This window comes from Idiomarina sp. (genome assembly GCF_048265525.1).
In the GTDB taxonomy this organism is placed as follows: Bacteria; Pseudomonadota; Gammaproteobacteria; order Enterobacterales; family Alteromonadaceae; genus Idiomarina.
On the sequence record NZ_JBLXBI010000005.1, the window covers coordinates 1 to 25,532 of the forward strand.

Here is a 25,532-nt window from a genome sequence, read left to right on the forward strand (position 1 = left end):
TCATTCAAAAGTTGCAATACAAATATTTCGTTTTGCTTAACTTCTGCAAGTGCCCACACAGTTTGCTTGGCTTGATATAATTGTTAAAGAGCGTTGCTTCTTTCGAAGCAGGGAGGCGTATTCTACACGTCCCTCTCGTTTCGTCAACCCATTTTTTTCAGCTTTTTCAGCCCGGTTAAAACAAAACGCCGTTGTCGGAATTTATTGCAAATACACTTTGCAGATAACTCATGACAACGGCGGCGAATTATAGTGATCTCTGAGTGCCTTGCAAGATCTTTTTTCGATCAAGAAACTCAACCGAACAAAAAACACTCACCTCAAAATTTAAACCTTAATTTTGATTGTTTTTAATTCTATTTTGTTGTTTTTTTGTGATTGCCTTGAACTGTTGTTATATTGAATCACTCTAATAAGTTGGACTCATATAAAGGGCTTAAATCTTATGCGCTGGAAATTAATAACTTTTACCTGTTTGCTTGTTGCAACTCTTAGTTCAAGCGCTATACGAACGAGTCATGCTGCTACTTTTGATCGCAGCCCACAAAACTCATCTTCCACTTTAAAAGATACTTACCGAAGTATTATCGAAAATCACCTCAATAAAAATTTCTCTATTATGCGCACCGTGCGTATCTTGATTAATAACTATCCGGAACATGCCGCTTATATCGTTAACGCCGCTTTTGACATAAGAGAAACCAGAGTCAAAGCTATAGTAGTAGCAGCAATGCAAGCAGAACCTGCTGTTACTTATACTGTCGTCGACATTGCTATAGCTCGTTACCCAGACTTATCTAATAGCATTGTTGAGGCTGCCATTCAAACTGAACCCGCGTATATTGATGATATCATTACTATTGCATTGCAGCGTCAACCTGATCAGGCGGAAACTATTATACGCAAGGCGGTCGCGTCCCACCCTGATTTTACTGAATCAGTCTTGAGAACTGCGGCTCAAGAAGCCCCGAGTTCAATTCTTTCCTCCTTAACTGAATCGATAAAGGCTCTACCGGAGACAGCAACATCACTAATTGCCGTTATGAAAGATTTTTTTGTCGGTTCAGATAATGAAAGCAGTGCTTACGAAATTAGCAAAGACGATTGGCGAGTATTAACTCTGGAAGCTAAGCAATCAGGGGTAAGTCGCAAGGAACTTGAATGGCTAGTAAAAGAAGGCTACGTCGAGAAAGAAACCCTTGCCAAAATTTTTAACGATGAGCTCCCGAATTAGTTTTTGCTATTAGATTTTAGACACAAAAAAGCCGGCTGAAATTCAGCCGGCTTTTTAACTTTTCGAAGCGGTTTACTCCGTAACTTCTTCAGCTACTTCTTCAACTTCTTCAACTTCTGGGCGACCAACTAATTCAATGTAAGCCATTGGAGCGTTATCACCTGTACGGAAGCCACACTTCATAATGCGAGTGTAACCACCTGGGCGTTCTTCATAACGCGGACCTAATTCATTAAACAGCTTGCCAACAACCTCTTTGTCACGTGTGCGTGCGAACGCCAGACGACGGTTTGCTACGCTGTCTTGTTTTGCCATTGTGATCAACGGCTCAACAACGCGACGTAACTCTTTTGCCTTTGGCAAAGTCGTCTTGATGATCTCATGACGCACTAAAGAGCTTGCCATGTTACGGAACATTGCCTGACGATGGCTGCTGTTTCGATTTAGTTGACGACCACTCTTACGATGGCGCATACCTATACCCTTCTCAGTAAATCTATTACTAAGGTGACCTTAGTCGTTGTCAATTAAGCTGGCTGGTGGCCAGTTCTCAAGGCGCATGCCTAGAGACAAACCACGTGAAGCCAACACGTCTTTGATTTCAGTCAACGACTTTTTACCCAAGTTCGGAGTTTTCAATAACTCCACCTCAGTGCGTTGTACTAAGTCACCAATGTACTGAATCGCTTCTGCTTTCAAGCAGTTCGCAGATCGAACAGTCAATTCCAAGTCGTCTACCGGACGCAGAAGGATCGGATCGAACTCCGGCTTCTCTTCTTTTTCTTCCGGCTCACTGATATCACGAAGTTCTACAAAGGCATCCAACTGTTCAGCTAAAATTGTTGCTGCACGGCGGATAGCTTCTTCTGGATCCAATGTACCATTGGTTTCCATTTCGATAACCAGTTTATCTAAGTCGGTGCGCTGTTCAACACGAGCCGCATCTACAGAATATGCAATGCGTTCTACCGGGCTGAACGACGCGTCGACTAAAAGACGACCGATTGGACGTTCATCATCATCAGCGGACTGACGAGATGCCGCAGGCACGTAACCACGACCACGTTCAACTTTCACTCGCATAACAAGTTCATAGTCGCCTGTCAGATGACAGATAACGTGCTCAGGATTAACGATTTCAACATCACCATCGTGGGTGAAATCGCCTGCTGTTACAGGACCTGCTCCGGATTTATTCAAAGTCAGAGTTGCTTCATCTTTACCTTCAACGCTGACTGCCAGCCCTTTCAGGTTTAATAAAACTTCAATGACATCTTCCTGAACGCCCTCTTTGCTGCTGTACTCGTGCAGCACGCCATCGATTTCAACCTCAGTCACTGCACAGCCTGGCATTGACGACAGTAAAATGCGACGTAACGCATTACCTAGTGTATAACCAAAGCCGCGTTCTAGAGGCTCCAGTGTCACCTTGGCATGAGTCGGGCTGATTTGCTCGATGTCGACTAACCTCGGCTTTAGGAATTCGGTAACAGAACCCTGCATTGTGTCCTCTCTCTATGCTTAAGCTTTACTTAGAGTAAAGCTCTACGATCAACTGTTCGTTAATTTCAGCAGACAAGTCGCTACGTTCTGGAAGACGTTTAAATGCACCTTCCAATTTGTTGTTGTCTACTTCTATCCAGACTGGTTTCTCGCGTTGTTCTGCAAGCTCCAGTGCTGCTCCGATACGTGCCTGTTTCTTCGCTTTTTCACGAACAGAAACGACATCTTCAGGACGAACCTTGAACGATGGAATGTTCACTACCTGACCATTCACAACAACTGCTTTGTGACTGACCAGCTGACGAGCTTCTGCGCGTGTTGACGCAAAGCCCATGCGATACACTACGTTATCCAAGCGCTGTTCCAGCAACTGCAACAGGTTTTCACCGGTATTGCCTTTCAGTCGTGCAGCTTCTTTGTAGTAGTTACGAAATTGCTTTTCCAGTACGCCGTACATACGACGAACTTTCTGTTTCTCACGCAACTGAACACCGTAATCTGACAAACGACCGCGACGCGCGCCGTGTTGTCCTGGTGCAGTTTCGATCTTACATTTAGAATCGATTGCGCGAACGCCGCTCTTCAGGAACAAATCTGTTCCTTCGCGACGGCTCAGCTTGAGCTTTGGACCCAAATATCTAGCCATGATCTTTCTCCAACTATCGATTCACGCCTTAAACGCGACGTTTCTTAGGCGGACGACAACCGTTGTGAGGAATCGGTGTCACATCGGTAATATTTGTGATTTTGTAACCAACGGCGTTCAGGGCACGAATCGATGATTCACGACCTGGGCCTGGACCATTCACAAATACTTCCAGGTTTTTCAGTCCGTATTCCTTCGCCATTTCACCTGCACGTTCTGCTGCAACCTGTGCTGCGAACGGCGTTGATTTCCGTGAACCACGGAACCCTGATCCACCTGCGGTAGCCCACGCTAATGCGTTACCCTGGCGATCAGTAATGGTAATAATGGTGTTGTTGAAAGATGCATGCACATGAGCCATGCCATCGGCGACTTGCTTTTTAACGCGCTTGCGAGAGCGAGTTGGTGTTTTAGCCATTACTCAATCCCCCTATTTCTTAATTGGTTTGCGCGGACCTTTACGAGTGCGCGCATTTGTTTTAGTGCGCTGCCCACGTAGAGGTAAGCTACGACGATGACGAAGTCCACGGAAACACCCGAGGTCCATCAAACGTTTAATGTTCATAGATACTTCACGACGCAGATCACCTTCTACGGCGAACTTTGATACAGCGTCACGAAGCGCGTCCAGTTTGTCTTCTGACAATGAACCAATCTTGGTGTCTTCAGCGATACCCGTAGCAGCAAGAATCTGCTGTGAACGAGTACGGCCAACACCGTAGATTGCAGTCAAAGCTATGACTGCATGCTTATTGTCAGGAACGTTAATGCCAGCGATACGGGCCACTAACACGTCTCCTTCAGTTTGTAGGCTTCAGTTGAAAAGCCCGTTAGGATACTCAACCGATTGCCGAATTGCAAATACTTCAAAGGCTGCGGCGATTAAGCCGCAAGCCTTTCCTTCGAATCAACCTTGTCGTTGCTTATGCTTAGCATCAGTGCAAATAACGCGAACTACACCGTTACGCTTGATGATTTTGCAGTTACGACAGATTTTCTTCACGGAAGCACGAACTTTCATTGCTACTCTCCGTTCTACCCAATCTTACCGGCCATAGCCTTTTAGATTGGCTTTTTTCAGGACAGAGTCATATTGATGCGACATCATATGAGTCTGAACCTGTGCCATAAAGTCCATGATAACAACTACGATAATCAATAAAGATGTACCGCCGAAGTAGAACTGCACATTCCATGCAATCATCATGAACTCCGGAACCAAACAGACAAAGGTAATGTACAGTGCGCCTGCTAATGTTAAACGCGTCATTACTTTATCGATGTATCTAGAGGTTTGTTCACCTGGGCGAATACCCGGAATAAACGCACCCGACTTCTTCAAGTTGTCAGCTGTTTCGCGAGGGTTAAATACCAACGCTGTATAGAAGAAACAGAAGAAGATTATCGCAGCCGCGTACAATAACACATATAACGGCTGACCGGGAGACAATGTCATCGATACTTGCTGCAAAATGTCTGCAACCGCACCGTCACCAGAGCCAAACCAAGTGGCGATGGTACCCGGGAATAAAATAATGCTTGACGCAAAAATTGGTGGAATAACGCCAGCCATATTAACTTTCAATGGCAAGTGCGTGCTTTGCGCAGCAAATACCTTACGACCTTGTTGACGTTTCGCATAATTAACGACGATACGACGTTGACCACGCTCCACAAAAACAACGAAATAAGTTACTGCTAAAACCACAACCCCAATTAATAACAACAATAACAGGTGCAAGTCACCTTGACGCGCTTGCTCAGCCGTTTGGCCGATAGCGGAAGGTAATCCTGCAACAATACCCACAAAGATCAGGATAGAGATACCGTTGCCAATACCACGCTCAGTAATCTGTTCGCCTAACCACATAAGGAACATAGTCCCTGTGACTAAGCTCACTACAGCAGTGAAATAGAAGCCGAAGCCAGGGTCTATTACTAGCCCGGGCATTAAATTTGGTAAGCCTGTAGCTATACCAATCGACTGGAACGTTGCCAGTATTAAAGTACCCCACCGCGTATACTGGTTAATCTTACGACGACCAGACTCACCTTCTTTCTTAAGCTCGGCCAAACGCGGATGTACCACGCTAGCCAACTGCATAATAATCGAAGCCGAAATATACGGCATAATACCTAATGCAAATACTGACGCACGCTCTAAGGCACCACCGCTGAACATGTTAAACATGGCAACGATGGTATCTTTCTGCTGTTCGAATAGCTGAGCTAATACAGCGGCATCAATACCAGGAATAGGCACAAAGGAGCCCGCTCGGAAAACGATAATCGCTCCTAACACAAACAGCAGGCGACGCTTAAGTTCCGACAAGCCACCTTGCGCTCGATTTGATTCCAATCCTGGTTTAGCCATTTGCTCTATCCTTCGATTTTGCCGCCAGCAGCTTCAATAGCTTCGCGAGCGCCTTTGGTGACTTTAAGACCTTTTACAGTCACAGCACGACTTAACTCACCAGATTTGATGACTTTAGCGTGTAGTACGTTCTTACGAACGAGACCTGCTGCTTTCAAAGTCGCCAGTTCAACGGTATCACCGTCAACCTTCGCGATTTCTGCCAAGTTTACTTCTGCAGTGACCATAGCCTTGCGAGAAGTAAAACCAAATTTTGGCAGACGACGTTGAATTGGCATTTGTCCGCCTTCGAAACCTGGCTTGACTGAGCCACCAGAGCGAGACTTCTGCCCTTTGTGACCACGGCCGCCAGTCTTTCCAAGACCTGAACCAATACCACGCCCAACGCGCTTTTTGCTGCTTTTTGCACCAGGTGCGGGAGCAAGTGTATTAAGTTCCATCGCTTATCCCTCCACCTTAATCATGTAATTAACTCGGTTCACCATACCGCGGACTGCAGCAGTGTCTTCCAACTCTACTGTGTGACCAATGCGGCGGAGACCCAAGCCACGTAGTGTAGCTTTATGCTTCGGCAAACGACCGATAGAGCTACGCGTCTGTGTTACTTTGATTGTCTTTTTCGCCATTGTTCACTACCCCAGTATTTCGTCAACGCGCAATCCACGCTTCGCCGCAACTTGCTCCGGCGATTTCATGCCGTTCAACGCTTTGATAGTCGCGCGAACAACGTTGATTGGGTTGGTTGAACCATATGCCTTTGACAGCACGTTATGAACACCTGAAACTTCCAGAACCGCACGCATTGCACCACCAGCGATGATACCCGTACCTTCTGAAGCAGGTTGCATGTATACCTGTGAACCTGAATGACGTCCTTTAACAGGATGCTGTAAAGTGTCGCCTTTCAGTTGAACGGTAACCATATTGCGACGTGCTTTTTCCATTGCTTTTTGAATAGCAGCGGGTACTTCACGCGCTTTACCATAACCAAAACCGACTTTACCTTTACCGTCGCCAACCACAGTCAGTGCAGTGAAGCTAAAGATACGACCACCTTTAACTACTTTTGCTACACGATTTACTGTGATCAACTTCTCTATCAGTTCACCGGTTTGAGCTTCTACATTTGCCATGTTCGTCTCCTAGAACTGAAGTCCGGCTTCACGAGCTGCGTCCGCTAATGCGGCTACGCGACCGTGGTATTTAAAACCACTACGATCGAAAGACACGTTTTTAACGCCCTTTTCAATCGCTCGTTCAGCGATAGTTTTGCCCACGACTTTGGCTGCGTCTACATTACCTGTAGATTTAAGCCCTTCGCGGACACTTTTCTCTGCAGTCGATGCGGCTGCCAGCACTTCAGAACCGTTAGGTGCGATCAACTGCGCGTAAATATGCCGTGGTGTACGGTGAACGACCAGGCGATTTGCACCCAACTCTTTAATTTGTTTACGTGCGCGAGTAGCACGACGTAAGCGAGCTGCTTTATTGTCCATCGTATTACCCTACTTTTTCTTGGCTTCTTTACGGCGCACTTGCTCGTCAGCATAACGGACACCTTTGCCTTTGTAAGGCTCAGGTTTACGGTATGCACGAATGTTAGCGGCAACTTGACCAACTAACTGCTTATCTGCACCTTTAACGACGACTTCAGTCTGAGTCGGAGTATCGATTGTGATCCCTTCAGGAATCTCGAACTCCACAGGATGCGAAAAGCCTAGCGTCAGGTTTAGTTTTTTACCTTGTGCTTGCGCACGGTAACCAACACCTATCAACTGTAACTTACGTTCGAATCCTTTAGTGACTCCGACCACCATGTTTTGCAACAATGCGCGAGCCGTACCAGCTTGAGCTGTTGAGTTAGCAACACCTTCACGGGCGTTAGTACGTAACTCACTCTCATCTTTTACCAGTTCAACTGCATCGTTTACAACACGACTCAGTGAGCCTTGGGCACCTTTAATCGTGACTTCCTGGCCATTTAGCGTAACTTCAACGCCAGCAGGAATTTCAATGGGTGCTTTAGCAACACGTGACATTTCCTACCTCCTAATTACGCTACGTAACCGATAATTTCGCCACCAAGACCAGCTTGGCGAGCGGCACGATCAGTCATCAGGCCTTTAGACGTCGAAACTACTGCGATGCCAAGGCCACCCATTACGTTAGGCAACTCGTTGCGTTTCTTATAGATACGCAGACCAGGCCGACTAACGCGCTCGATTGTTTCAATTACTGGCTTGCCTTCGAAATATTTCAATTCGACTTCAAGCTCAGGTTTAACAGTACTCTCGGCACTGTAACCAGTAATAAAACCTTCTTCTTTCAGAACTTGAGCAATCGCCACTTTCTGCTTAGAAGACGGCATTTTAACCGTTACTTTGTTAGCACCTTGAGCGTTGCGAATGCGTGTGAACATATCCGCAATTGGATCTTGCATGCTCATATTTGCTTTCTCCCGTGATTCGTGGCTTACCAGCTAGCTTTTTTCAAGCCAGGAATTTCACCGCGCATCGCCATCTCACGGACCTTGATTCGGCTCATGCCGAATTTACGAAGGAAACCATGAGGACGACCAGTTATACGACAACGGTTACGTTGACGCGTCGGACTGGCATCACGTGGGAGCTGTTGCAACTTAAGTACGGCTTCCCAACGCTCTTCGTCTGATGCTTTAGGGTCACTAATGACCGTTTTCAGTGCGTTGCGTTTTTCTGCGTATTTTGAAGCGATTTTAGCTCGCTTCACGTCACGCGCTTTCATTGACTGTTTTGCCATAACTCTACACCTTACTTTCTGAACGGGAAGTTAAAGGCAGCTAGCAAAGCACGAGCTTCGTCATCTGTGCCAGCATTTGTGGTAATGGTGATATCCAGACCACGTACCTTGTCGACTTTGTCATAGTCGACCTCCGGAAAGATGATCTGCTCACGAACACCCATGCTGTAATTACCACGACCATCGAACGATTTAGGGTTCAGGCCGCGGAAGTCACGGATACGTGGGATTGCAATCGAAATTAAGCGTTGCAAAAAGTCCCACATGCGCTCGCCGCGCAGAGTTACTTTACAGCCAATCGGGAAGCCTTCACGGACTTTGAAACCGGCGACAGACTTGCGTGCCACAGTACGAATTGGCTTTTGACCAGAGATAGCCTCTAGGTCAGCCACTGCGTTATCAAGTACTTTTTTGTCAGCCAGAGCTTCACCAACACCCATGTTAAGGGTGATTTTATCAATCCGAGGGACTTGCATGACGCTGTTGTAGCTGAACTCTTTCATAAGCTCAGGAACTACCGATTCTCTGTAAAAATCATGCAGTTTCGCCATCGTAAAACTCCAAGTTTGAATTAAATGATTGCGTTGTTCGATTTGAAGAAGCGAACTTTCTTGCCATCTTCAATACGAAATCCAACACGATCTGCTTTACCTGTCTCTGGGTTAAGGATCGCTACGTTCGAAATGTGGATTGCTGCTTCTTGTTCAACGATGCCACCAGATTCACCTAGAGCCGGATTTGGCTTTTGGTGTTTCTTGACTACGTTGACGCTTTCCACGATCACGCGATCTTTATCGGTAAGAACTTTTAGGACTTTGCCTTGCTTGCCCTTGTCCTTACCTGCCAGGACGACTACTTCGTCATCACGTTTAATTTTTGCCGCCATAATTGACTCCTTATAGTACTTCTGGTGCCAGCGAGATAATCTTCATAAACTGCTCTGAACGCAGTTCACGAGTTACCGGCCCGAAAATACGTGTGCCAATGGGCTGTTGGTTGTTATTCAACAACACAGCCGCGTTGCGGTCAAAACGGATGACCGACCCGTCTTGTCGACGGACGCCTTTTCTGGTGCGAACGACCACCGCATTCACTACATCGCCTTTCTTCACCTTACCGCGCGGAATTGCTTCCTTGACAGTAACTTTGATGATATCGCCGATGTTTGCGTAGCGACGGTGCGAACCACCTAGAACCTTAATACATTGTACGCTGCGCGCGCCGGAGTTATCGGCAACGTCCAGGGTAGTTTGCATTTGGATCATTTCAGTGCCCCGCTTAGTTAAAAAAACAGACCCTCTCGGGTCGTGCTGCCTTTGGTTTTTCCCTTATAAAAAGGGTCGCGAAGTGTAACAGATAAATTTTGGAAGTGGTAGGGTAATCTCAGAAAATTTCGTAGGTGTAAGGTGAATTCACCATCTTAAGAGTTTAGTTTAGTTGGATTGCAGCAGAACCAATGGTAAATTCAATACTTTACGTTGCTCAGGTAAGTATACCTTATTATAAGAGCACAGGCTGACTTGGGACTTCTATGGTATGAATCTGCTATTCATTATTTTTGCCCCATTCTTTGGTGCGCTCTTACCGCTATTATTTAAACAAGCGTCGCGACCGATAAAGACTGGGATTACATTACTTGTTCCTATTTTCTGCTTAATTGTTTTGTTTCAGTACGTACCCGCTACGCTTGCCGGTGAGGTACCTAAACAAATGGTGGAATGGTTGCCGGGTATAGGGCTTGATTTCGCCGTGCGGCTGGATGGTTTGTCACTGCTTTTTGTGGGGCTCATATTAGGCATAGGTGTCCTAATTATTGGCTATGCCCACTACTACTTAAGCAGTAACGACGATGAAGCTCGTTTTTACGCTTGCCTGCTTTTATTTATGTCCTCGATGCTGGGCATCGTTATGGCAGATAATATCTTATTAATGTGGGTGTTCTGGGAACTGACCAGCATCTCTTCCTTTTTACTTATCGGTTATTGGTTCCATAGCAGTGATGCACGTCGCGGTGCTCGCATGGCATTGGCAACAACCGGCGCCGGAGGTCTGGCGCTCTTAGCCGGATTACTAATAATTGGGCACATAGCCGGTGGCTATCAACTGGATACCGTATTCGCCGCAGCAGACCAGATAAAAGCGCACGCTTACTATGTTCCGGCCTTAATACTCGTTTTACTAGGAGCCTTTACTAAGTCAGCCCAGTTTCCATTTCAATTTTGGCTACCACATGCCATGGCAGCCCCCACTCCTGTAAGTGCTTACTTACACTCCGCGACCATGGTAAAAGCTGGTATCTTTTTACTAGCTCGTTTTCATCCGGTATTAGCTGAAACTGAGCTTTGGTTTACTCTGGTTACGTTGACCGGCTTAATTACCATGCTAGTCGGTGCTTACTTTGCTTTGTTAAAGCACGACCTGAAAGGTTTACTCGCTTTCTCGACGGTTAGCCACCTGGGTCTTATTTGTATGCTACTGGGGATAGGCACCCAAGGTGCGGTAATAGCCGCGCTATTTCATGTTATTAACCATGCTTTCTTTAAAGCTGCACTATTCATGACCGCGGGTATTATTGATCATGAGTCCGGCACTCGTGATATGCGTAAATTGCAAGGGCTTATGAGCCTGATGCCAATAACCGCTACTCTCGCCATGATTGTAGCGGCCTCAATGGCAGGAATACCGCCATTCAATGGGTTTATGTCTAAAGAGCTCTTCCTGGACCAGGCCCTGCAGCAACATTTATTCGGCGGACTGTCATGGTTCATTCCTATATTGGCGACTGTGGGAGCCATGCTGTCAGTGGCTTATTCAATTCGCTTTATTCACGATGTTTTCTTTAATGGCGACTACAAAGAACTGCCAAAAAAACCACATGACCCACCACGCATGATGTCTGCACCGGTTGCTGTGCTAGGCCTCCTTTGTATCGCTATAGGCATCGCGCCAATGACTATGGTCTCAGGTATACTTGACCAGGCAGCGGCGGCTGTTACAGGCTCTCCTGTTGAAGTAAAGCTATCGCTTTGGCACGGCTTCAATATGCCTCTATTAATGAGCGCAGTCGCAGTGGTTGGCGGCATTTTGATATACCTTTCCCGCGATCAACTGTTTACCTTTAATCGCCAATTTGACGGACAGGACGCTAAACACAATTTTGAACGTCTTGTGCAAAAAACCTCTGATGCCGCAGCAAATTTTTACGACCGCTTAGACACAGGTTCTTTGCAGCGCTACATTGCTTTTGTGCTTATCAGCGTTATTGTCGTGTTGCTTCCTTCGTTAAGCGACCTAAGTGTGGTAACTGGCGGCAAACCTCAGCTGCCTGTTGATATGGTTAGCATGGTTGGTGCTATCGTCCTGATATCCGCAGCATTTGCCACCGCTACATTGCACCGCAATCGCTTTGTGATGTTAATGATGCTATCGGTGGTTGGGCTGGTCGTGTCGTTAGCTTTCGCGCATTTCTCGGCACCGGACCTGGCCATGACTCAGTTGGTTGTCGAAGTGGTCAGTATTATCTTAATGATACTGGCGTTGTTCTTTATGCCACAAAAAACCAGTCGGGCCTCTTCTGGCCACCGAGTTTTTCGTGACATAATCATTGCCAGCTTTATTGGCGGCATTGTCGCTACCTTAAATTTCGCAATACTGACCTCACCGTTTGAAAGTATCTCGGACTTTTTCCTTGCGAATGCGAAATCCGGTGGTGGTGGAACCAACGTAGTAAACGTCATTCTGGTGGACTTTCGTGGTTTCGATACATTAGGTGAAATTACCGTTCTGGCAATAGCTGCTGCAGGTATTCATAAACTGCTTAATAAGCTAAAACCATTTATGCCTTCCAGTGATATTGACGGACGCCCCTGGCATAGAATTAGACACCCGTTGATGTTAACGACTGTTGCCAACATTATTTTACCCATGGCGATGGTAGTTGCTGCCTATATCTTCCTAAGAGGCCACAACTTACCGGGTGGTGGTTTCATCGCAGGGCTGATAGTAGCCTCGGCGATGATCCTGCAGTACATTGCCAATGGCGTCGACTGGATGAAAGAACGCTTTAGCGTTAATTATCAATCTCTAATGTCATTTGGCGTTTTGATAGCCGTGCTTACCGGCCTTGGTAGCTGGTTATTTGGCAAGCCTTTCCTGACTTCCTGGTTTACCTATTTAGACTGGCCAGTGGTTGGTAAATTTGAATTTGCTACGGCTTTACTTTTCGATCTTGGTGTTTTCCTAACGGTTGTTGGCGCTACTATGATGATTTTAAGTAACTTCGGGAAGATGACGACACGTCATCGCCCAACGCATGAGGGACATTAATGGAAACTTTATATTCTGTTACCGTTGGTATTTTGACCGCATGCAGTGTTTTTCTCATTCTGCGCGGCCGTTCATTTCCGGTGGTCGTCGGCATTACTATGCTGTCTTATGCCGTTAACTTATTTCTATTTTCAACCGGTCGTCTGACAATAGACGGAGCACCAATTTATGGTACTCAGGAAACCTATGCCGACCCTTTACCTCAGGCGCTGGTTCTCACCGCTATCGTTATCGGTTTCGCCATGACAGCGTATTCAATTATTCTGGCTGTGCGCGCCCGTGGCGAGATAGGAACGGACGAAGTTAACCAACAAGATAATAGTACGGAGGGCAACCGCTAATGTGGCAACAACATTTGGCGATACTTCCTATTTTGGTGCCGTTACTGGCTGCGCTGCTACAGCTTCTTCCCTGGGGAGACAGACCTCAGCCAAAACGCAGGGCCATAGGCCTGCTATCCAGTATATTAACCTTGATACTGAGTATTGCCCTACTCGTTCAGGTTAACCAGGATCAGATGATTGTTTATGCCTTAGGCAACTGGTCCGCGCCATTTGGAATTGTCCTGATGGTGGACAAACTTAGCGCTCTGATGATGCTGATAACGGCAATACTGGCGTTACCGGTGCTCATCTACGGTTGTTATGCCGAAGATAATCTTGGCTCTCACTTTCAGGCATTATTTCAGTTTCAAGTGATGGGCATTATGGGGGCTTTTGCTACCGGCGATATTTTCAACTTATTCGTCTTCTTCGAAGTCCTCCTCATTTCCTCGTACGCACTATTAATGCACGGCGGAGGAAAATTCCGTTTGCGCACGACCCTACACTACGTATTGCTCAACCTTTTGGGATCTGCTCTTTTCTTGATTGGTATCGGCACTCTATACGGCGTTACCGGTACGTTGAATATGGCAGACCTTGCAACGCAAGTTCAACAATTAAGTGGTGACCAGGCCGCCTTAGCTAAAGCCGGTGGTATGATGCTATTGATAGTATTCGGCATTAAAGCGGCTATCCTGCCACTGCACTTCTGGCTGCCTCAAGCGTACTCCACAACCACCGGAGTTGTTGCTGCTCTATTCGCAATAATGACAAAAGTTGGTGTTTACGCCATAGTTCGGGTCTACACACTCATTTTCGGCCCTGAAGCTAATGAACTCGCACTCATTGCACATGACTGGCTTTGGGTTATGGGTCTCATTACCATGCTTGCCGGCGCTATCGGAATTATTGGAGCTCGTGACTTACGCTTGCTGGTGGCTTATTTAGTGGTCATTTCTATTGGTACACTTATCGCAACCTACAGCTTAAATGGAGTAGCGACAACCGGCGCCATGCTGTTTTATTTAATCCACTCAACCTTTATAACTGGCGCATTATTTTTACTGGCCGACCTTATTGCGTTCGAACGTGGTAAAACCGCATCACGCATCGTATCCGGCAAGAAAATGGCCAATCATTCTACTTATTCAGTCATGTTTTTAATTGCTGCAATAGCAATAATTGGTTTACCACCTCTGTCAGGCTTTGTCGGAAAGCTTATGATTATGGAGTCGGCAAGCCCAAACGGGGCGAGTTTTTGGCTGTGGGGTGCCATGTTAGGCGCAACTCTTATTATGCTTATTTCAGTCACCCGGGCGGGAAGTAAAATGCTCTGGCATACCCTGTCGGGTAAAGCGAACGAACAATCGGCTCCTTTAGGAAAAAGAGCCGCTGTTGTTATGCTTCTGTCGCTATCGGTTGTTATGACGCTATTTGCCAGCCCAATACGCAACTATACCGATGATGTCGCTGAACAGCTTTACGACATAGACCAGTACCCATCGCGTGTACTGACAAAAGGAGTGGAATAATTACTATGAAAAAGCTATTTCCAACACCTTTGTTATCTTTTTTCTTATTGACGCTATGGGTTCTCTTATTTAACTCAGTTTCGCCTGGGGTGGTCATACTGGGAGCTTTATTTTCCTGGTTTATTCCATTTTTATTCCGCGATGCCTGGCCTAATTTTGCAAAAGTTAAGCGACCAGACCTCGCTATCGTTTACTTTTTCATTCTGTTGAATGACATTGTCGTGGCTAACTTTAAGGTTGCCGGTATGATTCTCGGGAAACCTCGCTCGATCAAACCTGCGTTGTTTGTTTTCCCACTGGATATGAAAGAGGAACTTCCGGTTACTCTTCTCGCAAGTACCATAACACTGACACCGGGAACGGTATCCTGTGAAATTACTCGGGGACGCAAGGGTATTCTTATTCACGCATTCTCAGAAGAAAGCCCGGAAGAAGTCATAAAAACGATTCGAAACCGCTATGAGCGTCGCCTGAAGGAGATTTTCCAATGTTAACGACAGTACTGCACATTGCCTTCTTGTTATTCAGTTTATCGGTATTAATGAACTTTTGGCGCCTTATTCAAGGACCAGACCTGCCAGACCGAATACTGGCGCTGGATACGATTTACATTAATTCACTGGCTTTACTGCTGTTGTTGGGTATGTACCAAAACACGCAAACCTATTTTGAAGCTGCGTTACTCATTGCCATGTTCGGTTTTGTCGGCACCATCGCGGCAGGTAAGTTTTTACTGCGTGGCGACTTAATAGAATAAAGAGGAAAACCTTATGGATGCACTAAACCAATTACCGGCATGGTCACAATGGCTAGCGGCCTTCTTTATCTTATTAGGCGCTATATTTGCCTTTATTGGCTCTTTGGGGTTAGCAATACTCCCCGACTTTTTTACTCGTTTACACGCGCCCACTAAGAACACCACAATAGGCATTGGCGGCATAGTCATTGCTTCTATTCTTATTACTTCGGTACAAGGGTCGATTAACCTGAACGAACTTCTTATTGCCATATTCCTATTTTTGACGGCACCTATCAGCGCCCACATTATGGCTAAAGCCGCATTACATACAGAACTGAAGATGTTTAATCGAACAAAGGACTTTCGTCAGGAGGGGGATTCTTACGAGCATATCTTGCCTAATAAAAAAGACATGGAACCATAAGGTTCCATGTCTTTCGCAGTCAAAGCTTAAATCGCTTTAGAAATAATAACCGAAGTTAATATTAAAGCGGTCATTGACCTCACCACCGTCAGTTGCGGTATTACCACCAATAAACGGTTGGTTTTTTGCTCTTACATAATCAACGTAGGTATAAAAACCTCCGCCTGCTGCAACAGCAACCCCTAGAACATTCATCCAGGTATCATCTTGATAACCCATTTTATCGGTCATTAAGCTGTGGTCATTATAGAAAGTTAAGCTTGTCAGAGGCCCAATATCTACCGGTAAAGTGTAAGCAACATTGGCTGTATACAGTTTCGCTTCAGTAGGAATTGCATCGTAATAAGCGTAGGCTGCCATGTAAACACCGCGGTTTTCCAGTTTTATATCGTAGTCATAGTCTGAATACTGTAACTGTACGTTCCACGGTCCGTTATTGTAGACACCGTGTGCGGCCCAGGCCATGCGATTACCAACATTCTGATTCTCATACGCCTGTGCATCTGTAAAGCCTTCAGCAGCCGTTCCTGAATACAAATTCCCGCCTTGCAAAGACACACCAAGCTCTAAGTTTTCATCATCGCTGAAGCTAAACTTACGCGCGGTTCTGAAAGCATAGCTATTACTTTCTCCTACAGGTAAACCTGGTTCATCGTAAGCGCCCTGACCGGGCAACCGAATACCCACGGTGTCGTAGTTATAGCGCGCGGTACGATCAGATGTTGAGCCGTCAATGCCGCCCTGCTCATCTGATTTCAGGTAAGCTAAATCAAAATCCCACTCATCGCCACGGTATTTAAACCGAATACCGTTATCATGTTCATCTTCCAGGCCAACATAGAAAGTACTATTAAAGAAATAGCTGTGAGAGTTGTAAGGCATGTTACCAAATGGAATTTTTACGACACCAACCTGCCCTTGAAGTTTATCGGTGAAGTCATAACCAAACCAGGCGTGTTTGACAACGTCCTGATAATTAAACCAACGATACTCAGCAGAAAGGATCACCCCCCCCATTTCTCCATCAAAGTTCAGACGGAAAATATCGAAGTCCAAATCGCCACCGCGGTTTTCATTATCTGAGTCATAATTATTGTATTCATACTGAAAGCGAACCGCGCCATGAACCTTTATTGGCCAATTTTCGTTCTCTTCCGTTTTCTTTTCCAGCTCGTCTAAACGCGCATGAACTCCGGAGTCGTAGACAACTCTGCGGTTCGAACTGCTTTCTTTGCTGGCAGTTTCATTGCCTTTTTTTACTTCTCGTTCTTTTACAACAACGACTTCTTCTTTCTCTCGCTCTTCTTTTTCTTCAAGCCGTTTTTCCAATTGAGCTAAGCGTTCTTTTAACGCCTGTATTTCCTGTTCAACCGAATTACTATCTTGAGGAGCAGCAATTACCGGACTTGCCACAAGCACAGTAGCTGCAAAAAATAAACTTTTTGACATGAATTGTCTCCCTCTGAGAACTACGCATTGGTGTGCGTATTTATTATTTCTTATGTTAAAAAGAAATTTATTTAATTTCAGGTATTTGTACTAAACCTATTAAGGTTTAGATCAAAAAAAAAGCCTCCGCAAGGGAGGCCTTTTAATTTCTTATCGCTATCTGCGTTTAGACAACAGTAGCGCGCTCAACGATTTCTTCCAGAGCCCAAGATTTATTCTTAGACAGCGGACGACATTCGCGAACAATCACGGTATCGCCAACTTTAACCTGGTTTTCTTCGTCATGCGCATGTACTTTAGTTGTACGCGTGATGTACTTCCCGTATACCGGGTGCTTTACACGACGTTCAACAGCTACAGTGATGGTTTTATCCATCTTATCGCTGACAACTTTGCCTTGCAGAGTACGAACACGTTTTTCGTCAGTCATTACGCACCTGCCTTCTCATTTAAGATGGTTTTAACACGTGCGATATCACGACGCACTTGTTTCATCATGTGAGTCTGATTCAGCTGACCAGTTGCTGCCTGCATGCGCAGATTAAACTGCTCACGACGCAAGCCTAACAACTCTTCTTGCAGCTGCTCAACGGTTTTATCTTTCAGTTCACTTGCTTTCATCACATTACCGTCCGAGTCACAAAAGTGGTTTTGAAAGGCAGTTTACGTGCCGCCAGGCGGAACGCTTCACGTGCCAACTCTTCAGGAACACCGTCCATTTCATACAGAACGCGACCTGGTTGAATCTGAGCAACCCAGTATTCGACGTTACCTTTACCTTTACCCATACGAACTTCTAAAGGCTTTTTGGTAATAGGTTTGTCAGGAAATACACGGATCCAGATTTTACCTTGACGCTTAACATGACGAGTCATTGCACGACGGCCTGCTTCGATTTGACGCGCGGTCATACGACCACGGTCAGTAGCTTTTAAACCAAAAGTACCGAAGCTGACTTTGTTACCAGACTGCGCCAGACCACGGTTGCGGCCTGTGTGAACCTTACGGAATTTTGTACGCTTAGGTTGTAACATATCGTCTCTCCTTACTTACGGTTCTTGCCGCGCTTAGGAGCTGGCTTTTCTTCAGTTGGAAGTCCACCAAGAACTTCACCACGGAAAATCCAGACCTTAACACCGATGATACCGTAAGTGGTGTTCGCTTCTGAGGTCGAGTAGTCGATGTCTGCACGTAATGTGTGCAGCGGTACACGGCCTTCACGATACCACTCAGTACGTGCAATTTCTGCGCCGCCTAAACGACCACTCACTTCAACTTTGATACCTTTGGCACCCAAGCGAATAGCGTTTTGTACAGCACGTTTCATAGCACGACGGAACATGACACGACGTTCCAACTGACCAGAAATATTGTCAGCTACCAGCTGCGAATCCAACTCAGGTTTACGAACTTCTGAGATGTTGATTTGCGCAGGAGCACCTGTCAATTTAGAAACTTGCTTACGCAGTTTTTCTACGTCTTCGCCTTTCTTACCGATAACCACGCCAGGACGTGCTGTGTGAATAGTCACACGAACGCTCTTTGCGGGGCGATCGATAACGATACGAGAGACTGATGCATTGCGCAGTTCTTTAGTCAGGAACTTACGTACCTGAAAATCACTGTGCAGGTTATCAGCGAACTCATTTGTATTCGCATACCAGGTTGCATTCCATGGTCTGGAGATACCTAGGCGAATACCATTAGGATGTACTTTCTGACCCATAATTTATCTCCTAGCTATCTGACACGACCACAGTAATGTGGCTGGTGCGCTTAAAGATACGATCGGCACGGCCTTTCGCCCGTGGCTTGATGCGCTTCATAGTAGGACCTTCGTCTAAAAAGACTCGGCTTACTTTAAGTTCATCAATATCCGCACCTTCGTTATGTTCCGCGTTCGCGATTGCTGACTCAAGAACTTTCTTGATTAAGCCAGCAGCTGCTTTGGGGCTGTATGCCAGGATATCCAGTGCTTTATCTACCGGAAGTCCACGGATTTGGTCTGCGACCAAACGGCCCTTCTGCGCTGAAACGCGGGCAAATTGGTGTTTAGCAATTGCTTCCATCACTCTCTACCTCTTACCGTTTCTTCGCTTTCTTATCAGCAGCATGGCCGCGATAAGTACGGGTTGGCGCGAATTCGCCTAATTTATGACCGATCATTTCATCTGTCACGTAGACAGGAACGTGCTGACGACCGTTGTGAACAGCGATTGTCAGGCCGATCATATCTGGGATGATCATTGAACGACGGGACCAAGTTTTAATTGGCTTTTTATCCCCGGCTTCCAACGCTTTCTCCACCTTATTTAGCAGGTGAAGGTCAATAAATGGACCTTTTTTAAGAGAACGTGGCATGTTTTATCCTCAACTCTTATTTGTTGCGACGGCGTACGATGAACTTATCAGTACGCTTGTTTTTACGGGTTTTGTAGCCCTTGGTCGGCGTGCCCCATGGAGTCACAGGATGACGTCCACCAGAGGTACGGCCTTCACCACCACCGTGAGGGTGATCAACTGGGTTCATCGCCACACCACGAACGGTCGGACGAATACCACGCCAGCGGTTTGCACCGGCTTTACCCAATTGACGCAGCATATGTTCTGCGTTACCTACTTCACCGATAGTTGCACGACCTTCAGACTGAACGCGACGCATCTCACCTGAACGTAAGCGAACAGTAACATAAGCACCGTCACGCGCAAGAATCTGGCAATAAGCACCCGCTGAACGAGCCATTTGTGCGCCTTTACCTGGCTGTAACTCTACCGCGTGAACAACACTACCCACTGGGATGTTGCGCATTGGCAGACTGTTACCAGGCTTGATTGGTGCATCAACACCAGACTGGATACGATCGCCTACTGATAGGTTTTTCGGAGCCAGAATGTAACGGCGTTCACCGTCAGCATACAAAACTAAAGCGATATTCGCTGAACGGTTAGGATCGTATTCAATACGCTCAACCTTTGCAGGGATACCATCTTTATTACGTTTAAAGTCGATTACACGGTAGTGGTGTTTATGACCACCGCCAATGTGACGAACCGTGATACGACCGTTATTGTTACGACCACCAGACTTGCTGTTTTTTTCCAGCAACGGTGCGTAAGGCTTGCCTTTGTACAGGTCCTGACCGACGACTTTAACGACGTGGCGTTGACCCGGAGACGTAGGCTTACTTTTAACTACAGCCATGTTTATTCCTCCTGTTACTCAGCGCCGCCTGAGAAGTCAATGTCAGCACCTTCATTCAAGGCAACATACGCTTTCTTCCAGTCACTGCGTTTCCCGAAACGAGAACCAGTACGTTTGGTTTTACCCTTTACGTTGACTGTACGTACGTTTTTGACTTCAACTTCAAACAATTTTTCGACAGCCGCTTTGATTTCGGTTTTAGTCGCATCAACAGCTACTTTAAAAACAACAGTGTTGTTATTTTCAGCAGTGTTGGTCGATTTTTCCGAAACGTGAGGTGCTAAAATCACTTTAAGCAAACGTTCTTCGCGCATCATGATAACACCTCCTCAAGCTGCTTGACGGCGTCAGCAGTCATCAGCACTTTCTCGAAAGCAATCAGACTGACAGGGTCAATACCCTGAACATCACGCACGTCGACTTTATGCAAGTTGCGAGAAGCTAAGAACAGGTTCTCATCAACTTCTTTTGTCACGATCAAAACGTCGTTCAGATCCATTTCTTTCAGTTTCGCTGCCAGTTGCTTTGTTTTTGGCTCATCAACACCAAACTTCTCAACAACAATCAAGCGTTCCTGACGAATCAGTTCCGACAAAATGCTTTTAATCGCACCGCGGTACATTTTTTTGTTTACTTTCTGGCTGTGATTTTGCGGTTTAGCTGCAAAAGTCGCACCACCAGAACGCCAGATAGGACTACGGATTGTACCTGCACGGGCACGACCAGTACCTTTTTGACGCCAAGGCTTCTTACCACCACCGGCTACTTCAGAACGAGTTTTCTGAGCTTTTGTGCCCTGACGAGCACCTGCAGCGTAAGCTACAACTACTTGATGGACAAGGGCTTCATTAAACTCACGTCCAAAGGTAGCTTCGGAAACCTCAAGAGCGCCTTTTGCGTCTTTCAATGTTAATTCCATCACTATTCTCCTCAGACGTTATGCCTTGACCGCTGGTTTAACGATCACATCACTTCCGGTTGCACCCGGGACCGCACCTTTGATCAACAACAAGCTGCGCTCTGCATCAACCCGAACTAATTCAAGTGATTGCGTAGTGACTTGCTCATTACCCATCTGACCAGCCATTTTCTTGCCTTTGAATACTTTACCAGGCGACTGGTTTTGACCGATTGAACCCGGTGCACGGTGAGATAATGAGTTACCATGAGTAGCGTCCTGCATGCTGAAGTTCCAGCGCTTCACAGTACCGGCAAAGCCTTTACCTTTTGAAGTACCAGTAACGTCTACTTTGTTAACTTCTGCAAAAATATCAACAGTCAGTTCAGAACCTACTGCGTAATCTTCGCCTTCGCCATTTTGCAGGCGGAATTCCCAAAGACCACGACCAGCCTCTGTACCAGCTTTAGCAAAATGACCTGCTAAAGGCTTGGTTACACGGCTCGCTTTCTTCTCGCCTGTGGTTACTTGAAGGGCACGGTAACCGTCAGTGTCATCAGATTTAATCTGAGTCACACGGTTCGCCAGCACTTCGATCACAGTAACAGGAACAGAAGCGCCGTCTTCCTGGAAGACACGCGTCATTCCTACTTTACGACCGACTAGACCTATAGCCATTGTTAAAACCTCTCGTGTGTAATCCTATTACTGCCCACTTAACCCAAGCTGATCTGTACATCAACGCCAGCTGCCAAATCTAAACGCATAAGCGCGTCAACCGTTTTGTCAGTAGGGTCCATTATATCAATCAGACGCTTGTGGGTGCGGATTTCGTACTGGTCACGCGCGTCTTTATTTACGTGTGGTGAAGTCAGCACGGTGAAACGTTCTTTCCGTGTTGGCAGTGGGATAGGACCACGTACCTGAGCACCAGTGCGTTTTGCAGTTTCAACAATCTCTGCAGTCGACTGGTCGATCAGACGGTGATCGAACGCTTTCAAACGAATCCGAATTCTTTGATTAGCCATAAATAAATCAAAGCCTCAATAAAAGAGCATTTAAAAAAGAGCACAGAAAATCGCAACCTCCCTGGCACATACCGGGGGTGCGATGTTCTACGTCAACCATTCAGTCCCCAATCGGGACTGTTGTCGAACGCCTTTCACACGGCCAAAGCCGATAAACTCAAAAGACGTGGCCGCGAATTATACCGACTCGCGGCCTGGTGTCAAGGCCTTAATGTGTTTTGGCGTAGTCTTCTACTTGCTCCCAAACACGCATTAAATTACCGCCCAGAATCATTTCAATTTCTTTATCTGAATACCCTCTGTCCATCAACCCCTGAACAAGGTTTGGATAGGTAGATACGTCTTTTAGTCCAACCGGCAAAGAGTCACCAACACCGTCGTAGTCAGAGCCCACACCGATGTGTTCAACCCCAATCAAATCACGTACATGATCGATATGGTCTAAAACGGTATCTAAAGTCGCAAATGGATACGGATTATTGGCTTCAATGTCCTTAATGCGACGTTTCGCTTCGTCGCTGTCTTCGCCATATTGCTCTTTTACTGCGGTAATCCGCTTTTTCATCATGTCACGGTAACGGTTGGCCTGCTCAGCCAAAAACGACGAACCAAAGTTAATCTGAATAACACCTTCATTTTCAGCAAGAGCCTTTAGCATGTCATCGCTCATATTACGTTCAAAGCCCGGAGTGTAAGAGCGCAGCGACGAGTGCGATGCAATGACCGGAGCTTCACTAATTTCAACCGCCTGGTAAAATGCGTCATCGGAAATGTGCGATACATCAACCATAACGCCTACATTATTCATTTCTTTGACCAATTCTTTACCGAACGGGCTTAAGCCATCCCATTGCCGGCGAATGTCATAAGAAGAGTCTGAAATGTGATTAGATAATGAGTGAGCCAGAGTAATATAGCGAATACCGCGCTCATAGAACATATGCAGGTTATCAAGATCCCCTTCGATAGGAGTGCCATTTTCCATACCCAAAGCAATTGACAGTAAGCCTTGCTCTTTATTTTCGCGGATATCATCAGTGCTATAAGCCATCGCGAACTTATCTGGTGCACGTCCGACAAGCGCTTCCATACCATCGATAAGCTCATGCGCCAACTGAACACTGCCGCCGCTCTCTTCATAAGAGGCAGGAATATAGATAGACATAAACGGGGCGTCGAGGCCACCTTCTACTGCCCGTGGGTAGTCAAAATCCCCTTCTTCAGTGGCCTCTGTTACATCTTCCCATTTATCATGAATTCGATAAGGTACATCAATATGTGTGTCTATCAGCAAATACTGCTTCGCCAGTTTTTCAGCTTTATCACTAGCGGTATATTCCGCTTGTTCAGAACCGCTGGTTGCAGCTTGCCCTGCTGCTGCGCAACCGGTAATAACTGCCAGCACAGAAGCGGCTATCAGAGACTTCATCATACGTATTCCTCTTTTTATTTTTATATGAAGATATACGCAGAGTAGCAAAAGTCTAGCTGTGTCGCATTACTGATGCGCTGAAACTTATGACAGCGCCGACAATCAAGGTTCCTAATACCGGCGCCGCCAACCAAATGAGCCACCACTGATCTAATAAAATCACGGGGGCTCCTTACTGAGTCTGCTTATTCTTTTGTTTGGAAGCGTCAGTCTGAGTTTCAGCTAGTTGTAAGTCGGGCAGAAACTCCATAACCCACTCATCAATTGACTCTGAAACCGATTGTTTGACGTTTTGCATCGCTTCTTCAGACATTTCAGCAATCTGAGCTTGAAGCTCAGCAGTGATAGAATCTCTATTCTCATCGGCAGCTGAGACCGATGCACTGAACAACATAACACCACTGGCAACACTTACGATTAACGCTTTCATGGTTTTCTCCTTTGAATAAATGACAGTGCGTTAGTTAAGTCACACTATGTAATTCAAAGGTTGTGCCATCTTTTTAAATGTTGCTAACCAGTTGTTCTATAATAACTTTTAATTTTCAACTGAAAGAAAGAAGATTATTTAGGTTAGTGTTTTTCACCAACTTTTAGTCAATTTATGACGTTAATGATGATACGTGCTGACTGTGATCATCGCGAAAAGCCAGAGCACCATAAAGCAGTTGTTCGGCGCTGGTGGCTCTCGGGCCTTTCACACTAAGATACTGGCGCCACCGCTTACCTCCGGTCATTCCCTGAAACAGTCCCAGCATATGGCGGGCCACATGCCAGGCACGCCCGCCCTGTCGAATATGGTTGTCTATATAAGGTATCATCGCGGTAACCACAGCCTCACGAGTTAACTCTGCCGACTTTGTTTCACTCAAAGAGTCAAGCTGAGTAAGTAACCACGGATTCTGATAAGCAGCCCGGCCAATCATCACACCATGGACCTGATTTAAATGCTGCTTAACCTCATGCAATTCGACAATTCCGCCGTTAATCGCAACAGGTACATCAGGGTACCTTTTTTGGGCTCGGTAAACCCGTTCATACTGCAATTCAGGAATATCCCGGTTTTCTTTCGGACTAAGGCCTTGCAGCCAGGCTTTACGGGCATGCAAAGTCAGCTGATCAACACCAGCAGCAACAACGGCATCGGTTAATTCATATAGAAAGTCATCAGAATCCTGCTCATCAATACCCAAACGGGTTTTTACGGTAACCGGAATATCAGTTACCGCTTTCATTGCTTTTACGCACTCGGCGACCTTTTCCGGTTGAGCCATCAAACACGCGCCAAAGCTACCGTTTTGCACTCGGTCAGATGGACACCCCACATTAATATTAACTTCATCGTAGCCCCGCTCTTGTGCCAAACGTGCGCATTCTGCCATAGCCGCGGGCTCCGAACCTCCAAGCTGCAAAGCAACCGGATGTTCCTCTGCATTGAATGCCAGAAAATCCTGCTGACCAAAAATAATCGCACCTGTCGTTACCATCTCGGTATAAAGCAAGGTACTCCTGGTCAGGAGACGATGAAAATATCGGCAGTGCCGATCAGTCCAATCCAGCATCGGGGCCACTGAAATTCGGTGGCCTTTATTTTTACCTGTATACCCTGTCATACCGCCCTCTTGCATTATCTTGCATAGTTTC

The 25,532-nt window shown here is 46.2% G+C and carries 39 protein-coding genes; 7 read left to right on the plus strand and 32 right to left on the minus strand.

From position 1 onward, the window contains the following. Positions 1-445: 445 nt before the first annotated feature. On the plus strand, positions 446-1,234 hold the full coding sequence (locus ACN0TF_RS10470; RefSeq protein ID WP_414018699.1) for a hypothetical protein: 789 nt from the start codon (positions 446-448) through the stop codon (positions 1,232-1,234). Positions 1,235-1,306: 72 nt separating this feature from the next. Here ACN0TF_RS10470 and rplQ read toward each other — a convergent pair whose 3' ends face one another. The 17 genes from rplQ to rplN all read right to left on the minus strand — a co-directional run bounded on the left by rplQ (position 1,307) and on the right by rplN (position 9,800). Next, entirely contained in the window at positions 1,307-1,708 is a 402-nt protein-coding gene (gene rplQ / locus ACN0TF_RS10475; protein ID WP_034822551.1) for a 50S ribosomal protein L17, read from the minus strand. A gap of 39 nt (positions 1,709-1,747) precedes the next feature. Further along, positions 1,748-2,737, minus strand: coding sequence for a DNA-directed RNA polymerase subunit alpha (locus ACN0TF_RS10480; protein ID WP_011235123.1), 990 nt, complete (start codon positions 2,735-2,737; stop codon positions 1,748-1,750). Positions 2,738-2,762: 25 nt separating this feature from the next. Beyond that, a complete protein-coding gene (gene rpsD / locus ACN0TF_RS10485) occupies positions 2,763-3,383 on the minus strand; it encodes a 30S ribosomal protein S4 (RefSeq protein WP_011235124.1) in 621 nt (206 codons plus the stop codon). Between the two features lie 28 nt (positions 3,384-3,411). Further along, positions 3,412-3,801 carry a 30S ribosomal protein S11 gene (gene rpsK / locus ACN0TF_RS10490; protein ID WP_011235125.1) on the minus strand — a complete coding sequence of 130 codons (390 nt, stop codon included), beginning with the start codon at positions 3,799-3,801 and terminating at the stop codon, positions 3,412-3,414. 12 nt (positions 3,802-3,813) lie between these two features. Then, complete coding sequence (gene rpsM, locus ACN0TF_RS10495) at positions 3,814-4,170, minus strand: 30S ribosomal protein S13 (protein WP_011235126.1); 357 nt, start codon at positions 4,168-4,170, stop codon at positions 3,814-3,816. 120 nt (positions 4,171-4,290) lie between these two features. Continuing rightward, complete coding sequence (gene rpmJ, locus ACN0TF_RS10500; protein WP_006956433.1) at positions 4,291-4,404, minus strand: 50S ribosomal protein L36; 114 nt, start codon at positions 4,402-4,404, stop codon at positions 4,291-4,293. 24 nt (positions 4,405-4,428) lie between these two features. Then, positions 4,429-5,757 (minus strand): preprotein translocase subunit SecY, encoded by a 1,329-nt coding sequence (gene secY / locus ACN0TF_RS10505; RefSeq protein ID WP_253618605.1) that lies wholly within the window; start codon positions 5,755-5,757, stop codon positions 4,429-4,431. 5 nt (positions 5,758-5,762) lie between these two features. Then, the gene (gene rplO, locus ACN0TF_RS10510) at positions 5,763-6,197 is read right to left on the minus strand and encodes a 50S ribosomal protein L15 (protein WP_011235128.1); all 435 of its coding nucleotides are present in this window, start codon (positions 6,195-6,197) and stop codon (positions 5,763-5,765) included. Between the two features lie 3 nt (positions 6,198-6,200). Further along, positions 6,201-6,383, minus strand: coding sequence for a 50S ribosomal protein L30 (gene rpmD, locus ACN0TF_RS10515; protein ID WP_011235129.1), 183 nt, complete (start codon positions 6,381-6,383; stop codon positions 6,201-6,203). Between the two features lie 6 nt (positions 6,384-6,389). Continuing rightward, on the minus strand, positions 6,390-6,890 hold the full coding sequence (rpsE, locus tag ACN0TF_RS10520) for a 30S ribosomal protein S5 (protein WP_011235130.1): 501 nt from the start codon (positions 6,888-6,890) through the stop codon (positions 6,390-6,392). Positions 6,891-6,899: 9 nt separating this feature from the next. Beyond that, positions 6,900-7,253, minus strand: a complete 354-nt coding sequence (gene rplR, locus ACN0TF_RS10525) for a 50S ribosomal protein L18 (protein WP_011235131.1) — start codon at positions 7,251-7,253, stop codon at positions 6,900-6,902. A 9-nt stretch (positions 7,254-7,262) separates the two neighbouring features. Next, complete coding sequence (rplF, locus tag ACN0TF_RS10530; protein WP_011235132.1) at positions 7,263-7,796, minus strand: 50S ribosomal protein L6; 534 nt, start codon at positions 7,794-7,796, stop codon at positions 7,263-7,265. Positions 7,797-7,810: 14 nt separating this feature from the next. Further along, positions 7,811-8,203: a 30S ribosomal protein S8 gene (gene rpsH / locus ACN0TF_RS10535; protein WP_011235133.1), complete on the minus strand. Its 393-nt coding sequence runs from the start codon at positions 8,201-8,203 to the stop codon at positions 7,811-7,813. A gap of 26 nt (positions 8,204-8,229) precedes the next feature. Then, the gene (gene rpsN / locus ACN0TF_RS10540; protein ID WP_417441889.1) at positions 8,230-8,535 is read right to left on the minus strand and encodes a 30S ribosomal protein S14; all 306 of its coding nucleotides are present in this window, start codon (positions 8,533-8,535) and stop codon (positions 8,230-8,232) included. An 11-nt stretch (positions 8,536-8,546) separates the two neighbouring features. Continuing rightward, on the minus strand, positions 8,547-9,086 hold the full coding sequence (rplE, locus tag ACN0TF_RS10545) for a 50S ribosomal protein L5 (RefSeq protein ID WP_011235135.1): 540 nt from the start codon (positions 9,084-9,086) through the stop codon (positions 8,547-8,549). 20 nt (positions 9,087-9,106) lie between these two features. Then, positions 9,107-9,421 (minus strand): 50S ribosomal protein L24, encoded by a 315-nt coding sequence (gene rplX / locus ACN0TF_RS10550; protein WP_417441890.1) that lies wholly within the window; start codon positions 9,419-9,421, stop codon positions 9,107-9,109. Between the two features lie 10 nt (positions 9,422-9,431). Beyond that, positions 9,432-9,800 carry a 50S ribosomal protein L14 gene (gene rplN, locus ACN0TF_RS10555; RefSeq protein ID WP_006956444.1) on the minus strand — a complete coding sequence of 123 codons (369 nt, stop codon included), beginning with the start codon at positions 9,798-9,800 and terminating at the stop codon, positions 9,432-9,434. Between the two features lie 271 nt (positions 9,801-10,071). On the opposite strand from rplN, the gene ACN0TF_RS10560 reads away from it, so the two are divergent. From ACN0TF_RS10560 to ACN0TF_RS10585, 6 genes are read left to right on the plus strand one after another with little or no spacing between them, the layout of a single operon-like run. Then, complete coding sequence (locus ACN0TF_RS10560) at positions 10,072-12,861, plus strand: monovalent cation/H+ antiporter subunit A (protein WP_417441891.1); 2,790 nt, start codon at positions 10,072-10,074, stop codon at positions 12,859-12,861. After that, complete coding sequence (locus tag ACN0TF_RS10565) at positions 12,861-13,202, plus strand: Na+/H+ antiporter subunit C (RefSeq protein ID WP_011235138.1); 342 nt, start codon at positions 12,861-12,863, stop codon at positions 13,200-13,202. The genes ACN0TF_RS10560 and ACN0TF_RS10565 overlap by 1 nt, the downstream gene beginning before the upstream one ends. Continuing rightward, positions 13,202-14,716: a monovalent cation/H+ antiporter subunit D gene (locus tag ACN0TF_RS10570; protein ID WP_114982461.1), complete on the plus strand. Its 1,515-nt coding sequence runs from the start codon at positions 13,202-13,204 to the stop codon at positions 14,714-14,716. Before ACN0TF_RS10565 ends, ACN0TF_RS10570 begins: the two co-directional genes overlap by 1 nt. Before the next feature lie 5 nt (positions 14,717-14,721). Continuing rightward, on the plus strand, positions 14,722-15,210 hold the full coding sequence (locus ACN0TF_RS10575) for a Na+/H+ antiporter subunit E (protein ID WP_417441892.1): 489 nt from the start codon (positions 14,722-14,724) through the stop codon (positions 15,208-15,210). Next, entirely contained in the window at positions 15,204-15,473 is a 270-nt protein-coding gene (locus ACN0TF_RS10580; RefSeq protein ID WP_417441893.1) for a K+/H+ antiporter subunit F, read from the plus strand. Before ACN0TF_RS10575 ends, ACN0TF_RS10580 begins: the two co-directional genes overlap by 7 nt. Positions 15,474-15,486: 13 nt before the next feature. Next, the gene (locus tag ACN0TF_RS10585; protein ID WP_011235142.1) at positions 15,487-15,879 is read left to right on the plus strand and encodes a Na+/H+ antiporter subunit G; all 393 of its coding nucleotides are present in this window, start codon (positions 15,487-15,489) and stop codon (positions 15,877-15,879) included. Between the two features lie 36 nt (positions 15,880-15,915). On the opposite strand, the gene ACN0TF_RS10590 is transcribed toward ACN0TF_RS10585, so the two are convergent. From ACN0TF_RS10590 to dusA, 15 genes are all read right to left on the minus strand, one after another. Further along, entirely contained in the window at positions 15,916-17,328 is a 1,413-nt protein-coding gene (locus ACN0TF_RS10590; protein WP_417441894.1) for a carbohydrate porin, read from the minus strand. Positions 17,329-17,494: 166 nt separating this feature from the next. Then, positions 17,495-17,758, minus strand: a complete 264-nt coding sequence (gene rpsQ, locus ACN0TF_RS10595) for a 30S ribosomal protein S17 (protein ID WP_417441895.1) — start codon at positions 17,756-17,758, stop codon at positions 17,495-17,497. Next, on the minus strand, positions 17,758-17,949 hold the full coding sequence (rpmC, locus tag ACN0TF_RS10600) for a 50S ribosomal protein L29 (RefSeq protein ID WP_011235145.1): 192 nt from the start codon (positions 17,947-17,949) through the stop codon (positions 17,758-17,760). Before rpmC ends, rpsQ begins: the two co-directional genes overlap by 1 nt. Then, positions 17,949-18,362, minus strand: a complete 414-nt coding sequence (rplP, locus tag ACN0TF_RS10605; RefSeq protein ID WP_011235146.1) for a 50S ribosomal protein L16 — start codon at positions 18,360-18,362, stop codon at positions 17,949-17,951. Before rplP ends, rpmC begins: the two co-directional genes overlap by 1 nt. 11 nt (positions 18,363-18,373) lie before the next feature. After that, positions 18,374-19,054, minus strand: coding sequence for a 30S ribosomal protein S3 (rpsC, locus tag ACN0TF_RS10610; RefSeq protein WP_317497210.1), 681 nt, complete (start codon positions 19,052-19,054; stop codon positions 18,374-18,376). Positions 19,055-19,064: 10 nt separating this feature from the next. Continuing rightward, positions 19,065-19,397 (minus strand): 50S ribosomal protein L22, encoded by a 333-nt coding sequence (gene rplV / locus ACN0TF_RS10615; RefSeq protein WP_417442098.1) that lies wholly within the window; start codon positions 19,395-19,397, stop codon positions 19,065-19,067. A 13-nt stretch (positions 19,398-19,410) separates the two neighbouring features. Further along, positions 19,411-19,689 carry a 30S ribosomal protein S19 gene (gene rpsS / locus ACN0TF_RS10620; protein WP_034822534.1) on the minus strand — a complete coding sequence of 93 codons (279 nt, stop codon included), beginning with the start codon at positions 19,687-19,689 and terminating at the stop codon, positions 19,411-19,413. 16 nt (positions 19,690-19,705) lie between these two features. After that, positions 19,706-20,530 carry a 50S ribosomal protein L2 gene (rplB, locus tag ACN0TF_RS10625; RefSeq protein WP_011235150.1) on the minus strand — a complete coding sequence of 275 codons (825 nt, stop codon included), beginning with the start codon at positions 20,528-20,530 and terminating at the stop codon, positions 19,706-19,708. Between the two features lie 14 nt (positions 20,531-20,544). Then, on the minus strand, positions 20,545-20,847 hold the full coding sequence (gene rplW / locus ACN0TF_RS10630) for a 50S ribosomal protein L23 (protein ID WP_011235151.1): 303 nt from the start codon (positions 20,845-20,847) through the stop codon (positions 20,545-20,547). Next, on the minus strand, positions 20,844-21,449 hold the full coding sequence (gene rplD / locus ACN0TF_RS10635) for a 50S ribosomal protein L4 (RefSeq protein WP_011235152.1): 606 nt from the start codon (positions 21,447-21,449) through the stop codon (positions 20,844-20,846). Before rplD ends, rplW begins: the two co-directional genes overlap by 4 nt. Before the next feature lie 18 nt (positions 21,450-21,467). Next, a complete protein-coding gene (gene rplC / locus ACN0TF_RS10640) occupies positions 21,468-22,106 on the minus strand; it encodes a 50S ribosomal protein L3 (protein WP_110013991.1) in 639 nt (212 codons plus the stop codon). A gap of 38 nt (positions 22,107-22,144) precedes the next feature. Next, complete coding sequence (rpsJ, locus tag ACN0TF_RS10645; protein WP_053954198.1) at positions 22,145-22,456, minus strand: 30S ribosomal protein S10; 312 nt, start codon at positions 22,454-22,456, stop codon at positions 22,145-22,147. A gap of 208 nt (positions 22,457-22,664) precedes the next feature. Then, positions 22,665-23,885 (minus strand): dipeptidase, encoded by a 1,221-nt coding sequence (locus ACN0TF_RS10650; RefSeq protein WP_417442099.1) that lies wholly within the window; start codon positions 23,883-23,885, stop codon positions 22,665-22,667. A gap of 175 nt (positions 23,886-24,060) precedes the next feature. Then, the gene (locus ACN0TF_RS10655; protein WP_417441896.1) at positions 24,061-24,318 is read right to left on the minus strand and encodes a hypothetical protein; all 258 of its coding nucleotides are present in this window, start codon (positions 24,316-24,318) and stop codon (positions 24,061-24,063) included. A 172-nt stretch (positions 24,319-24,490) separates the two neighbouring features. Continuing rightward, positions 24,491-25,501, minus strand: coding sequence for a tRNA dihydrouridine(20/20a) synthase DusA (gene dusA / locus ACN0TF_RS10660; protein WP_417441897.1), 1,011 nt, complete (start codon positions 25,499-25,501; stop codon positions 24,491-24,493). Between the last annotated feature and the right edge of the window lie 31 nt (positions 25,502-25,532).